General features: G+C 67.3%; 10 protein-coding genes. 4 read left to right on the top strand and 6 right to left on the bottom strand.

Going from position 1 to position 13,388, the window contains the following annotated elements:
* Nucleotides 1-81: 81 nt before the first annotated feature.
* Nucleotides 82-2,415, bottom strand: a complete 2,334-nt coding sequence (locus ASG67_RS14780; protein WP_082543562.1) for a S8 family peptidase — start codon at nt 2,413-2,415, stop codon at nt 82-84.
* A gap of 173 nt (nt 2,416-2,588) precedes the next feature.
* Between ASG67_RS14780 and ASG67_RS14775 the strand changes: the two genes are divergently transcribed.
* The 4 genes from ASG67_RS14775 (at nt 2,589) to ASG67_RS14760 (ending at nt 5,909) form a co-directional block, all read left to right on the top strand.
* The gene (locus ASG67_RS14775; RefSeq protein WP_056531701.1) at nt 2,589-3,254 is read left to right on the top strand and encodes a pyrimidine 5'-nucleotidase; all 666 of its coding nucleotides are present in this window, start codon (nt 2,589-2,591) and stop codon (nt 3,252-3,254) included.
* On the top strand, nt 3,251-4,084 hold the full coding sequence (gene dapD, locus ASG67_RS14770) for a 2,3,4,5-tetrahydropyridine-2,6-dicarboxylate N-succinyltransferase (RefSeq protein ID WP_056531699.1): 834 nt from the start codon (nt 3,251-3,253) through the stop codon (nt 4,082-4,084). The genes ASG67_RS14775 and dapD overlap by 4 nt, the downstream gene beginning before the upstream one ends.
* Nucleotides 4,085-4,257: 173 nt before the next feature.
* Nucleotides 4,258-5,223: a class II fructose-bisphosphatase gene (gene glpX / locus ASG67_RS14765; RefSeq protein ID WP_056531697.1), complete on the top strand. Its 966-nt coding sequence runs from the start codon at nt 4,258-4,260 to the stop codon at nt 5,221-5,223.
* Between the two features lie 2 nt (nt 5,224-5,225).
* A complete protein-coding gene (locus tag ASG67_RS14760) occupies nt 5,226-5,909 on the top strand; it encodes a CPBP family intramembrane glutamic endopeptidase (protein WP_156460847.1) in 684 nt (227 codons plus the stop codon).
* Nucleotides 5,910-5,984: 75 nt separating this feature from the next.
* Here the strand turns inward: ASG67_RS14760 and ASG67_RS14755 are convergent, their stop codons facing one another.
* From ASG67_RS14755 to ASG67_RS14735, 5 genes are all read right to left on the bottom strand, one after another.
* Entirely contained in the window at nt 5,985-6,746 is a 762-nt protein-coding gene (locus ASG67_RS14755; protein WP_056531693.1) for an ABC transporter permease, read from the bottom strand.
* The gene (locus tag ASG67_RS14750) at nt 6,743-7,687 is read right to left on the bottom strand and encodes an ABC transporter ATP-binding protein (RefSeq protein ID WP_056531691.1); all 945 of its coding nucleotides are present in this window, start codon (nt 7,685-7,687) and stop codon (nt 6,743-6,745) included. Before ASG67_RS14750 ends, ASG67_RS14755 begins: the two co-directional genes overlap by 4 nt.
* Nucleotides 7,684-8,385 carry a DsbA family protein gene (locus ASG67_RS14745; protein ID WP_056531690.1) on the bottom strand — a complete coding sequence of 234 codons (702 nt, stop codon included), beginning with the start codon at nt 8,383-8,385 and terminating at the stop codon, nt 7,684-7,686. The genes ASG67_RS14750 and ASG67_RS14745 overlap by 4 nt, the downstream gene beginning before the upstream one ends.
* On the bottom strand, nt 8,382-9,734 hold the full coding sequence (locus tag ASG67_RS14740) for a M48 family metalloprotease (RefSeq protein ID WP_056531688.1): 1,353 nt from the start codon (nt 9,732-9,734) through the stop codon (nt 8,382-8,384). Before ASG67_RS14740 ends, ASG67_RS14745 begins: the two co-directional genes overlap by 4 nt.
* Nucleotides 9,735-9,876: 142 nt before the next feature.
* Complete coding sequence (locus ASG67_RS14735) at nt 9,877-12,693, bottom strand: ribonuclease E/G (RefSeq protein ID WP_056531686.1); 2,817 nt, start codon at nt 12,691-12,693, stop codon at nt 9,877-9,879.
* Nucleotides 12,694-13,388 lie beyond the last annotated feature (695 nt).

Here is a 13,388-nt window from a genome sequence, read left to right as displayed (position 1 = left end):
AAAGATGGGGAGGGATGCTGTCGGATTCCAGTCGCACCTTCAGGGCGACGGCCTCTGCCGTTTCGTCTATGCCCAGTCTCTCTAGAACCCGAACGAGTAACGCACCGCCAGCCCATAATCGTCGGGGAGGGCGGCGATGTTGCCAGGGTCGCGGCGCCAGAACAGGTTGGTCTGCACGGTGCCGGGGCCCAGCAGATAGGCATAGCGCGCCTCGACATCGAGTTCGCGGCCTTGCGGGGCTAGGTTCAGCCGCTGGGTGGCCCAGCTCGCCACGCTGAGCGTCTCATAATCCCACAGCGTCGGCAGGCGCATGTCGATCCCGCCCGAGGCGACGCGAAGCGGCTGGGCGAGGCGGAGACCAAGGCTGTCGGTGCCGAACACACCGTCCTTGCCGATATCGGCGGCGAAGGCGCCGGTGCGGATGCGGCCGGTGCCATCGATGCCACCGCGAACGCGGGCGTCGGTCCAGCCGCGATGCAGCGAGCCGCCAGCGGTCCAGCCGTCGCCGACGTCGAGACGCGCGCCCACATCCGCGAACCAGCTGACCGCGCGGGTGGCCCCCAGCCCCGAGCCGAAGCGGGCGCCGAGCAGCGTGTCCTGTTCGGCAAGGCGCGCGCCGGTGGCGGTCAGCGCGAAGGGCCCGAAGCGGCGGTCGAGGGTGAGCGAGGCGCGGTCGAAACCGGAGCGAGCATAGGGATCGGCGAACGGGGAAAGCTGATCGCGCCGGGTCGAGACGCGGCCGCTTTCCATCGCGGCGGTGATGCCGAGCGCGCCCCATTGCTGACGGATCGCACTGGACGCGCGGGCGCCGCCATCGAACCCTAGCCCATCGGCGGTGGCAACGAGGAAGGCGGGCTCGCGCCGGCCGGCCAGTTGCGCGGTGAGGGCGCCCGAACCTTGCGCGAAGCCAAAGCCGAACGACAGTTTCTCGCCCAGCCGCTGCGTCACCGTGCCGGCGATCGCGCGGGCGACGCCGGCGTCGGCCATCCCGAGCCGCGCCGGCTCGACCGAGACACCGCCGCCGAGGCGCGGCGCCAGCGTCATCGCGATGGTCATGCCGCCGGCGCTGGCCGCGACCTGACGTCCGCGAAAGCCTAGTGCGCCGAGCATCGTGCGTGGCGGCGCGGTGCGGGCGATGGTCCGGGCCAGATCGATGCCGAATGCGCGGCCGAAGCCGTCGAGGATCACTGCGCCCAGACCGGCCTGTGTCGCGTCGCCCATCGGTGCGGACAGGATGGCGTTGCCGGTCAGCGAGACGGCGGCGGTGCTCCCCGCGACTTGCGTGCTGCCGAGCGGCTGGAACGCGCGGGTGATGTCGATGACGCCGTTGCCATAGACAGCATCGACGCCGGCCGCGCCGGCATCGCGCGCGCTGGAAAACAGGATCTGGACGATCTGCGCGCCCGACAGGTTGGGGAACGCCTGTGCCAACAACGCGACCGCGCCCGAAATCTGCGGCGCGGCAAACGAGGTGCCGGACCAGAGGAACACGGTCCCCGCCTCGTCCGGCGCGCGCACGCGCTCGCCCACCGCGGTCAGGAAATGCGCGGCGCCGGTGCCGGCGCGGTCGCTGAAGGTGGAGATGCCGTCGGTCGATCCGACCGACCCGGCGATGATGACCTGATTACGGGCAACAGATGCGTTGTTCGCGACCTCGGTAAAGGCATCCGGGTTGTCGGAGCCGTCATTTCCGGCGGAGATGACGATGACGATGCCCGCCGCCGTCGCACGGCCGATTGCGGCCTGCAACGCGGTGGGCATGGTGGTGCCGCCCAGCGACATGTTGATGACCTTGGCACCGGCGACGCGCGCCGCATCGACGCCGCGCGCGATCGCGTCCGACCCGAACTTGCACCCGCTGTCGGCGACAGCGGCATCCTCCGTCGCGCAACTGCCGGGGCGATCGGCGCGGAGCGCGATGACGGTGGAATCGAACGCGACGCCGTGCGTGCCGGTGCCGTTGCGGCGACCGGCGGCGGTGAAGGCGACGGCGGTGCCGTGGCCGTCCTCGTCATTGACCGACGAGTTGCCGGCGACGTCGGCGGAGGCGGCGGACAGGCGGCCGGTGAACTCCTCGCTCGCCAGCGCGATGCCGCTGTCGATGACGCCGATCGCGATGCCGGCGCCGGTCGCGCCGCGTTGATAGGCGGCCAACGCGTTCATCGACACCGCGCCCACGGTCGCACGGTATTCGGTGGTGTCGTAATTGGTCGCGGATGGCGTCGGGGTGGGCGCCGGCGTCGGTGCTGGTGTAGGTGCGGGCGTCGGTGCCGGGGTGGCGATCGGCGTCGGGATTTGGGCACTGGGTGGGGTGGGCGTGCTGTTGACGCCGCCACTACCACCGCCGCCACAACCGCCGAGCAGGCTGGAAACCATGACGGCGACGCCCCCCAACAACGCTGTCTTCAGGGTCATACGCCACGTCACTCCGGGGGGATTCTATGCGATGATAGGGCGATACCCTTAATCCATGGTTCATCCAAGCGGGCCGGCACTCGGTTGGCCGTGTCATCGATGCGTCACCGATGCATCATCGCCGGGCGGGATCGCCTTGCCCGCACCCGCGCGCTTGCCTATTGCGCGCGGCAATGATCGAGCGCCTTGCCTATGTCCGCAACTGGATATTCGACCTCGACAACACGCTGTATCCGGCGAGCGCGGACCTGTTCGCGCATATCGATACGCGGATGACGTCGTTCGTCGCCGACCTGTTGCAGGTGGACCGGATCGAGGCGCGACGCATCCAGAAGGAATATTTCCTGGGCCATGGCACGACGCTGGCCGGACTGATGACCGAACATAACGTCGATCCGTACGCGTTCCTCGATTATGTTCACGATATCGAGATGGACGTGCTGGAGGCGGATGCGCCACTCGCCGCAGCCCTTGCGCGGCTACCGGGGCGCAAGATCGTGTTCACCAATGGCGACCGGCCCTATGCGTTGAAGGTGCTGGAGCGGCTGGGGCTGGGCGGCAGTTTCGAAGGTGTGCACGACATCCATTCGATGAACCTCCGCCCCAAGCCGCAGCCGGAAGCCTATGCGGGGCTGTGCGCGGCGTTCGATATCGATCCGGCCGAAAGCCTGTTCGTCGAGGACATGGCGCGGAACCTGAAACCGGCCAAGGCGATCGGCATGACGACCGTGTGGGTCGATAACGGCTCCGAACAGGCGAGCGACGTCGATCGCAGCTTCATCGATTTTCATATCCACGAGCTGAACCCGTGGCTGCATCATATTCTGGAGACCGCATGACCGAGCACGCTGGCGATCTGGCCACCACCATCGACGCCGCCTGGGAAGACCGCGCCGCGCTGGGTTTCGACACCAAAGGCGCGACGCGCGACGCGGTGGAGACAGCGCTGGCGATGCTCGACGCGGGCACGGCGCGGGTGGCGGAGCCGAATGGAGACGGCTGGCGGGTCAACCAGTGGCTGAAGAAGGCGGTGTTGCTGTCGTTCCGGCTGAACGACAATGTGCTGATCGATGGCGGTCCCGGTGCGGGCCACTGGTTCGACAAGGTGCCGTCGAAGTTCGCCGGCTGGTCCGAGGCCGAGTTCCGCAGCGCGGGTTTCCGCGCGGTGCCGGGCAGCATCGTGCGGCGCGGTGCCTTTATCGGCAAGGGCGCGGTGTTGTTGCCGAGCTTCGTCAACATCGGCGCCTATGTCGGTGAGGGATCGATGATCGATGCGTGGGCGACCGTCGGGTCGTGCGCGCAGATCGGCAAGGGCGTGCACGTATCGGGCGGCGCGGGTATCGGCGGCGTGCTGGAACCGTTGCAGGCGGACCCGGTCATCATCGGCGACGGCGCGTTCATCGGTGCGCGCGCCGAAGTGGCCGAGGGCGTTCGCGTGGGCGAGGGCGCGGTGCTGTCGATGGGCGTGTATCTGGGCGCATCGACCAAGATCGTCGACCGCGCGACGGGTGAGGTCTTCAAGGGCGAGGTGCCGGCCTATTCGGTGGTCGTGCCGGGGACGCTGGGCGGCGGCGACGGCAAGCCGGGGCTGTATTGCGCGGTCATCGTGAAGCGGGTGGACGCGCAGACACGGTCGAAGACAAGCATCAACGAATTGCTGCGGGACTGACATCGACGGCCGTCGTTCGGCGGAAAGATCGAGGGCAGGTGGATGCTGTCATCCGTCGCGATCCAGTCGCGGCGGTTGGTTCGTCGTGTCTGCACCGGGTTGCCCTTGACGGGCGCGTCGCCTATCCACGTGTTTAACGTGTTCAACAAACCGGCCCTGCCGAGGAGACTTCCATGACCGCGACGCCCAGCTCCGTACTCGACCGCGTTCTCGTCCTCGAAATGGTGCGGGTGACCGAGGCGGCGGCGATCGCGTGCCTGCCGCTGGTCGGGCGCGGTGACGAGAAGGCGGCGGACGCCGCGGCGGTCGAGGCGATGCGCGCCGCGCTGAACGAACTCGACATGGATGGCACCGTCGTGATCGGCGAGGGCGAGCGCGACGAAGCGCCGATGCTGTTCATCGGTGAAAAGGTCGGCACCGGCAACGGCCCCGCGATCGACATCGCGCTCGATCCGCTGGAAGGCACGACGATCTGCGCCACCGCCGGCCCCAACAGCCTGGCGGTGCTGGCGATCGCGGAAAAGGGCGGGCTGTTGAATGCGCCCGACGTGTACATGGACAAGATCGCGGTGGGGCCGGGCTATCCGGAGGGGATCATCGACCTCGATCGTACCCCGACCGAGAATGTCTGCGCAGTGGCCAAGGCCAAGGGCGTCGATCCGCGCGACATCATCGTGTGCGTGCTGGATCGGCCGCGGCACGAGGCGATGATCGCGGAACTGCGCGCGGTCGGTTGCGGCGTGATGCTGATCGGCGACGGCGACGTTGCAGGCGTGATCGCGACGACCAACCCGGATACCACGATCGACATCTATATGGGATCGGGCGGCGCGCCGGAGGGTGTGCTGGCGTGTGCGGCGCTGCGCTGCGTCGGCGGGCAGTTCAAGGGGCGGCTGTTGTTCCGCAACGACGACGAGCGCGGACGTGCGGCGAAGTGGGGCGTGACCGATCTCGACAAGCAATATGACCTGACCGAACTGGCGCGCGGCGATTGCATCTTCGCGGCGACCGGCGTGACCGACGGATCGCTGCTGGAAGGCGTGAAGCGCAAGGGCGGCATGATGACGACCGAGAGCGTCGTGATGCGCGCCTCGTCGGGCACGGTGCGCTGGGTGAAGGGCGAGCACCGGCAGGGATGATGATGGCGCTCGCGCTGCTGGCCGGGGTGCTGGCAGCGCTGTGTTGGTTCGTGCGGGCACGCGGCCGGCTGGTCGACCGGGTGGCGCGCTATGTTCGGTGGATGCGGCGGGCGATGCTGGGCTTTGCGGTGCCGGTCGTCGTGGTGCTAGCGGTGCTGGGCCGGATCGATGCGCTGTGGGTGATGCCGGCGGAGTTCGAGCGTTTGCGGGCCTGGCTGCCGGTGATGGAGCCGGTCGATCTGATGATCGGCGCCCTGGCGGGTATCATGATTGGGCTGGTCGTGGCGGCGGTGCGGGCGCAGCGGGGCGCGCGGCCGATCGGCAAGCCGGGCGCGCTGACGCCGCGCAATCGCGCCGAGCTGCCCTTGGGTGCCGCGATCGCCGTCGTCGCGGGGGGGACGGAGGAGCCGTTCTTTCGGCTGATACTGCCGCTGCTGGTGACGTTGGTGACGGGAAATGCGCTGGCGGGATTCGCCGTCGCGACGCTGCTGTTCGGGGCGCTGCACCGGTATCAGGGATGGCGCGGAATGGTTGCGACGACGCTGTTCGGCGGGGTGATGGCGTCCGTATATCTGATGAGCGGGGCGCTGTGGCTGGTGGTGCTGATCCACGCGCTGATCGATCTGAACGGGCTGGTGGTGTGGCCGGCGCTGTCGCCGGGATGGCTGTCGGAGGATCGCCGGTAAGGCTGGTCGCGATTTTCACGCAAAGACGCGAAGCAGTAAAAGATTTGGGTTCGCGTGACGAAAACCGATCAGTCGTCAGCTCTTCAGGCGCCAGCCGGTACGAAAGATCAGGGTGATGGCGGCGAGGCAGGCGAGCAAAAACGCGATCGTCACAGTCAGGCTGATGCCGACGGCGACGTCGCTGGTGTCGAAGAAGGTCCAGCGGAAGCCGTTGATGAGGTACACGACGGGGTTGAACAGCGTGATCGTGCGCCACGGTTCGGGCAGGATCGTGACCGAATAGAAGGCGCCGCCAAGGAACGTCAGCGGCGTGACGACGAGCAGCGGGATGACCTGCAATTGCTCGAACCCCTTCGCCCAGATGCCGATCGTGAACCCGAACAGGCAGAAGCTGGCGGCGACCAGCACCAGGAAGCCGAAGGCGAGCAGGGGATGCGCCACCGGCAAATCGACGAACAGATGCGCGGTGGCGAAGATGACGAGGCCGATCAGCACCGATTTGGTCGTAGCCGCGCCGACGTAACCCAGCACGGTTTCCAGCGGTGACAGCGGCGCCGACAGGATCTCGTAAATCGTGCCGGTGAATTTGGGCATGTAGATCCCGAGCGACGCGTTCAGGATGCTTTCCGAAAAGATCGCCAGCAGCATCAGGCCGGGCACGATGAACGCGCCGTACGGGATGCCTGACACCTCCCGCATCTGGCTGCCGATCGCGGAACCGAACACGATGAAATAGAGCGAGGTGGTGATGACCGGGACGAGCAGGCTGGTCCAGATCGTCCGGCCGAAGCGCGCCATTTCAAAGCGATAGATCGCCCAGATGCCGTGCAGGTTCATGGTCGTTCTCCGACCAGGTCGACGAAGATGTCTTCCAGGGTCGATTTCGAGGTTTCGAGATCCTTGAACGCGATGCCAAGGCCGGACAGGCGGTTGAGGAACGACGGGATGCCGGTGCGCTCCTCGGTCGCGTCGAAGACGTAGCGTAGAGTATGGCCGTCATGTTCGAGACTGGGGTGCCAGTCGGCGAGCTCGGGCGGGATCGCGGTCAGAGGTTCGACCAGCGACAGGTCGAGCTGGCGCTTGCCCAGCTTCTTCATCAACGCGGTCTTGTCGTCGACCAGCAGCAATTTGCCCTTGGCGATCACGCCGACGCGGTCGGCCATCTCCTCGGCCTCTTCGATGTAATGCGTGGTCAGGATAATGGTCACACCGCGTTCGCGCAGGCCTCGGACCATGTTCCACATATCACGGCGCAGCGACACATCGACGCCGGCGGACGGTTCGTCGAGGAACAGGATGTCGGGTTCGTGCGCCAGTGCCTTGGCGATCAGCACGCGCCGCTTCATGCCGCCCGACAGTTCCATGATCTTGGCGTTACGCTTGTCCCACAACGCGAGGTCGCGCAGCAACTGCTCGATATAGGCTGGGCTGGCGGCACGGCCGAACAGCCGGCGCGAGAAGCTGACGGTGGCCAGCACGCTTTCGAACGCGTCGGTCGCCAGTTCCTGCGGCACAAGACCGATGCGGCGGCGGGCCTGACGATAGCCGGTCTGCGTGTCGATGCCGTCGATGGTGATCGTGCCCGTCGAGGGAGTGACGATGCCGCAGATGATCGAGATCAGCGTGGTTTTGCCCGCGCCGTTGGAGCCGAGCAGCGCGAAGATCTCGCCGCGACGGATGCCGAGATCGACCGATTGGAGCGCGGTGACGGCGGGCGCCTTGCCGCGCGCGGCATAGGTCTTCGACACGCCGGCGATGGACAGGATGGTATCGGTCATGCGGCGCCCGAACGAGCAGCGGCGATGGCGCGTTCCAGTTCCTCGATCGGCAACGCGCCCGACAGGATGCGATCGCCGACGACCCAGGCGGGCGTGCCGCTGACGCCGAGGCGGGCGGCGGTTTCCATGTTCTTGGCGATCTCCGCATCGACCTTCGGCGCGACGCTGGCGATCTGGCTGGGGTCGACGCCGGCGGTCTTCGCGGCGGCGGCAATGGTCGCCTCCGACACGCGACCGCCCGCATAGAGCGCGTCATGGAAGGCGGTAAATTTGCCTTGGAGCGCGGCGACCAGACTGATGCGAGCGGCGCTGCGGCTGGTATCGGCCAGGATCGGCAGCTCACGAAACACCACGCGCAGCTTCGGGTCGCGCTCGATCAACTGATGGATCATCGGCAAACTGGCGCGGCAATACCCGCAATTATAGTCGTAATATTCGACCAGCGTGACATCGCCCTTCGGATTGCCCGCCCACGCGCTGGCAAACGGTGTGACGATCGCGGGGCGGTTGGCGGCGACGGAGGCGCCGGCCTCGCGATCCTGCAATTTCTGCATCGCCTCCGGGATCACCTCGGGATGGGCGAGCAGATAGGTGCGGACGTCGGTGCCGGCGCCCCCCGCCTGACCCAGTCCAAAGACGGCGCCGCCGCCGACGAGGCCGCCGGCAAGCGCCACCAGGGCGATGGTCCAGCGGGTCATCGGCGCTTGCGCTTCTGGTTCGCGGCGGCGTCTCCTGAAGTCATTGCAATGTCCTGTGCGCGGATCCAGTCCGGCGTGTTGGCGGGAATGTTGGCCATCGCGTATTTCGCGGAGGCGACGGCGGTACGCGCATCGCCCACAATGCTGGCACGTTCGGCGGTGGCCAGCGCGGCCCGCGCCTCGTCACCGGTCATTTCATAGGCGGTGCCGAGTTGAATCCACGCCCATGGATTGTCGTCGTCACGCTGGGTGGCGACGCGCAGCACGCGGATCGCCTCGGGCACGTTCGCCTTGTCCTCGGTCGCGATCAGCGCATGGCCAAAGGTGGTGGCGATCAGCGGGTTGTTACGCGACCCCTCGGTCGCGGCGCGCAGGGGAACCAGTGCGTCGCGGGGGCGGCCCGCCTCCAGCAGGATCTGACCCTGGATCTCCTGGAAATAGGGATCACCGGGCTTGGCGGCGACCAGCGCGTTCGCCTCGGCATCGGCTTTGTCCGGGTAACCGCCCTTGTGATAGGCATAGGCGCGCGCATAATGGCCGTAGATGGTCCGGTCGGTTTCCGGATAATCCTGCAACGTGCGCTCGGGCGGCATCACGAAGCCTTCCAGCTTGGCCTTCACGCGGCGGAAGCGGTCTTCGAGCGCGGGATCGGGTTTGGCGTTGTAAGCGGGCGATGCCTGCACGTCGGCGGTCAAGTTAGCGATGCGCTCGCCCGACAGCGGATGGCTCTGCATGAACGGATCGATCTGGCCGCGATAGCGCAGTTCCTGGCGCTGGAGCTTCTTGAAGAAGCTGAGCATGCCGCGACCGGACAGGCCGGCGGTGGCGAGATAACGGATCGCCGAGGCATCGGCGGTCGCCTCCTGCGTGCGGTTGAAAGCCAGATACTGGCCCATCGCCGCCTGCTGGCCCATCGCCATGATGCCCGCGCCCGCCGCGCCGCCGCCCGCCGCCATAGCGCCCAGCCCCAGCACCATCGACAGGATGGTCATCGCGAGCGCGGGTTTCTGCGCCGCTTCGCCGGAGATGACATGGCCGTCGGCGATATGGCCGAGTTCGTGGGCGATCACGCCCTGCACCTCGTTGGCGTTGTCGGCCGCCTGGATCAGGCCCGAATGGACATAGACGACCTGCCCGCCGACGACGAAGGCGTTGATTGAGTCATCGTTGATGAGGATGACTTTGACGAAGCGCGGGTCGAGCCCGGCGGCCTTCACGATGCCGGTGGACATGTCCTGAAACATCGCTTCGGTTTCGGCGTCGCGCAGGATCGATTGCGCGGCGGCCGGCTGCGCCCAGAACAGCGCGCCGATCAGCAGGGCGGGGAGGCGGGCGGCGGAACGCTTCATGTCTGCGGGTCTATCGGCCAAACGGGATGTCGGATCAACGCCGGCCGATGCGGTTCGCGCGCTGAACGGGATGTGAAGGGCAGCGACTGGGCAGCGAAAAAGAAAAGGGGCACGTCCGGGTATCGGACGTGCCCCTGTTCGATCAGGCGCCGAATGTACGCTGCCACCAGCCGCGGCGCGGGCCGCCGGACTGATCGTCCGGCTCACCCTCGCCACCGGTCAGTGCAGGGTCGGCCGCGGTCATTGGCTCCGGCTCCGGTTCAGCGGCCGGTGTTGCTTCCGCGACCGCGACCGCTGCCGCTGCCGCTGCCGGCTTGGCAGCGCGGGGCGTCCGTGCCTTTGGCTTGGCGGCCGGTGCGGCGACGGTTTCCGTCTCCGACGCCTTGCGACGACCGCGACGCGGCTTGGGGGCTGCCTCTTCCTCGGTCGGGGTGGCGGGCTCCGCTGCAACTTCGGCAGGTGCCTCGACGGTCGCGTCGGCTGCCTTGCGACGCGATCGGCGTGGCTTGGCGGGGGCCGGCTCGGCGACGTCCTCGACGGCGGGTGCCGTTACCGGCGCCGGGGCCTCGGCGACCGTTTCCGGCGCGGCAGCACGGGCGCGGGGACGACGACGCGTCTTGGGCGCCGCTTCCTCTGCCTCGACGGCGGGCTGGACGATCACCGCGACCGGTGCCGGGGTCGGCAGGGCGAGCGGATCGGCAACCGGACCGGCGTCGCTGGCATCGGCCGCCTCGGCCGGCGTCTCGACGACGGCCTGATCGTCGTCATTGGCGACCGGGGCATCGGCCATGGTATCACCACGACGACCGCCGCGACGACCCCGACGGCCACGCCGGCGACGACCGCCGGTTTCACCCTCGGCCGGCTGCTCACCGGCGAATTCGCCGGTTTCCACCGTATCGTCATCGCCATCGGTCTGATCGGCGGTGTCGATATCGGCCTGATCGTTCTCACCCTGCTCGCCCTCGGCCAGTTCGGGCTGTTCACCTTCCGCCGATCCGCCTTCGGGATGCGGGCGACCGCGACGACCGCGACGGCGGCGGCGGCGCTTGCCGCGGCCTTCGCCGTCATCGTCGCTGCGGGCTTCACGGGGTTCGCGCGGTTCGCGGGGAGCGCGGACGGTGGCCTGGGCGACCTCCTCCTCGATCTCCTCTTCCTCGACCTCGGGCTCCTCGATGTAATCGTCCTCTTCCTCGTCCATGACGAGTTCGTCGATCTTGGGGGCGTGCGCCGGCGGCGGGCCACTGGCCTCGACCGTCATGTGCGCGCCCTCTTCCTCGCGATCGGGGACGATCTCGATCGTCACGCCGTAACGATCCTCGACCTCCGCGATGTCGGCCCGCTTGCGGTTGAGGACGTAGATCGTTGCTTCATGGCTGGCGCGCAGCGTGAGCAGCGAACCGCGACCGCGTGCGGCTTCCTCTTCGAGCAGGCGCAGCGCCGACAGGCCGGCGGACGAGGCGGTGCGGACAAGGCCGGTGCCTTCGCAATGCGGGCAGGCGCGGGTCGATGCTTCCAGCACGCCGGTGCGCAGGCGCTGGCGGCTCATCTCCATCAGGCCGAACGACGAGATGCGGCCGACCTGGATGCGGGCGCGATCGTTCTTCAGCGCGTCCTTCATCGCCTTTTCGACCTTACGGACGTTGGACGAGTGATCCATGTCGATGAAATCGATCACGACCAGGCCGGCCATGTCGCGCAGGCGCAACTGACGGGCGATTTCCTGCGCCGCTTCCAGATTGGTCGCGGTGGCGGTCTGTTCGATATTGTGTTCGCGGGTCGACCGGCCAGAGTTGATGTCGATCGACACCAGCGCCTCGGTTGGGTTGATGACCAGATAGCCGCCTGATTTCAGCTGGACGACGGGATTGTACATCGCCGCCAACTGGTCCTCGACGTGCGCGCGCTGGAACAGCGGCACGGCGTCGGCGTACTGTTTCACCTTCTTGGCGTGGCTGGGCATCAGCAGGCGCATGAAATCCTTGGCCTGACGATATCCCTCCTCGCCCTCGACGATCACCTCGTCGATATCCTTGTTATAGATATCGCGGATCGCGCGCTTCATCAGGTCGCTGTCGCCGTAAACCAGCGCGGGCGCGGCCGACGTCAGCGTCTTTTCGCGGATCTCGTCCCACAGGCGGGCAAGGTAATCGAAGTCGCGCTTGATCTCGACCTTGGTGCGCTGAAGCCCGGCGGTGCGGACGATGCAGCCCATCGACTGCGGCAGCGCCAGATCGGCCATGATCGTCTTCAGGCGCTTGCGATCGCCCGCGTTCGAAATCTTGCGGCTGATGCCGCCGCCATGCGACGTGTTGGGCATCAGCACGCAATAACGGCCGGCGAGCGACAGATACGTCGTCAGGGCCGCGCCCTTGTTGCCGCGCTCTTCCTTCACGACCTGCACCAGCAGCACCTGACGGCGGCGGATGACGTCCTGAATCTTGTAGCGGCGGCGCAGGTTCTGACGACGCTGGCGCAGCGCCTCTACCTGGTCGTCGTTGGCACCGCCCTTGCGCGGCCGACGCGGGGCATCCTCGCCCGACTCGCCTTCGGCACCGTCGTCGTCATGCTCATGGTCGTCGTCGTCATGGTCGCCGTCGAAATCCCCCCTGCCGTCGTGATCGTCGTCGTCGTGATCCTCGTCATCGTCCAGCTCGGCGCGAAGTGCTGCCTCTTCGGCGGCGTGCTCCGCTTCCTCGGCCAGCAATGCCTCGCGATCCTCTTTGGGGATCTGGTAGTAATCGGGGTGGATTTCCGAGAACGCCAAGAAGCCATGACGATTGCCGCCATATTCCACGAACGCCGCCTGCAGCGACGGTTCGACGCGGGTTACCTTGGCGAGGTAGATATTGCCCTTGAGCTGCTTTCGCTCGGCGGACTCGAAGTCGAATTCCTCGATCCGGTTATTCTGTACGACGGCAACTCGGGTTTCTTCCCGGTGGCGTGCGTCGATCAGCATACGCGTGGTCATCAAATGGTCTCCGCGCGCGCGTCGGGCATGTCCTAAAAAAGGGCCCTCGCGCGCGATGATAGAAGGCGACCGGCCGCAAGCGGGCCGGAACGCCGGGTTCATGAAAAATCGTGTCTGCGCGCGCGACGTGCCGGGGCAAGTGGCCCTGCGGCTGAATCCCGGTCGCGCCGCCGCCGGCCGAGGCCTGGCGGTGTTGCGAAAGGGAATAATACGTCATGCGAGCGTCAACCTGGATTGGCCCGCCGGATGGCGGGCTGGCAGCCCGGCGGCGCGTCCGCGAGATCGCGGGCAACGCATGGGTGCACGCACTAGCTAGCATCGCCCGTCATTCGTCGCAACTGGCGCGATACGATCGCCGGCGACGTCGTCAACGCCCCCTCAATTTCGTTAACGCCAAGTCAAGGGCGACCCGCGCATCGAGCCATGCTACACGGTGATGCGGGAGGCGATCGCGATGATCGCAAGGGATAAAAAGGGCAGACGGGTCTGGACCCATGGCCGTCGGGCACGGCATGGACGGCGCGTGCTCGCGATCCTGATCTTCCTGGCGACCCTCGTCGGCGGCGTCCCGGCCGCATTCGCGGCGGCGGTGACCACGGCGGTGTCGGCCGCCGTATCGAGCGTCACCATCGATCCCGCGCGAATCATCATCCGCTTCGATCGCGGCATGGCGAGCGCGCAGG

This window comes from Sphingomonas sp. Leaf339 (genome assembly GCF_001426195.1).
Classification (GTDB): domain Bacteria; phylum Pseudomonadota; class Alphaproteobacteria; order Sphingomonadales; family Sphingomonadaceae; genus Sphingomonas.
Note: the sequence above shows the minus strand (reverse complement) of the source record. Positions and strands in the feature narration are given on the sequence as shown.

What these genes read in the sequence shown, in the direction of transcription:
- ASG67_RS14750 (WP_056531691.1), bottom strand. Translation starts at nt 7,687, where the DNA reads ATGACCGATACCATCCTGTCCATCGCCGGCGTGTCGAAGACCTATGCC.
- ASG67_RS14735 (WP_056531686.1), bottom strand. Translation starts at nt 12,693, where the DNA reads ATGCTGATCGACGCACGCCACCGGGAAGAAACCCGAGTTGCCGTCGTA.
- dapD (WP_056531699.1), top strand. Translation starts at nt 3,251, where the DNA reads ATGACCGAGCACGCTGGCGATCTGGCCACCACCATCGACGCCGCCTGG.
- ASG67_RS14755 (WP_056531693.1), bottom strand. Translation starts at nt 6,746, where the DNA reads ATGAACCTGCACGGCATCTGGGCGATCTATCGCTTTGAAATGGCGCGC.
- ASG67_RS14775 (WP_056531701.1), top strand. Translation starts at nt 2,589, where the DNA reads ATGATCGAGCGCCTTGCCTATGTCCGCAACTGGATATTCGACCTCGAC.
- ASG67_RS14760 (WP_156460847.1), top strand. Translation starts at nt 5,226, where the DNA reads ATGGCGCTCGCGCTGCTGGCCGGGGTGCTGGCAGCGCTGTGTTGGTTC.
- ASG67_RS14780 (WP_082543562.1), bottom strand. Translation starts at nt 2,415, where the DNA reads ATGACCCTGAAGACAGCGTTGTTGGGGGGCGTCGCCGTCATGGTTTCC.
- ASG67_RS14740 (WP_056531688.1), bottom strand. Translation starts at nt 9,734, where the DNA reads ATGAAGCGTTCCGCCGCCCGCCTCCCCGCCCTGCTGATCGGCGCGCTG.
- glpX (WP_056531697.1), top strand. Translation starts at nt 4,258, where the DNA reads ATGACCGCGACGCCCAGCTCCGTACTCGACCGCGTTCTCGTCCTCGAA.
- ASG67_RS14745 (WP_056531690.1), bottom strand. Translation starts at nt 8,385, where the DNA reads ATGACCCGCTGGACCATCGCCCTGGTGGCGCTTGCCGGCGGCCTCGTC.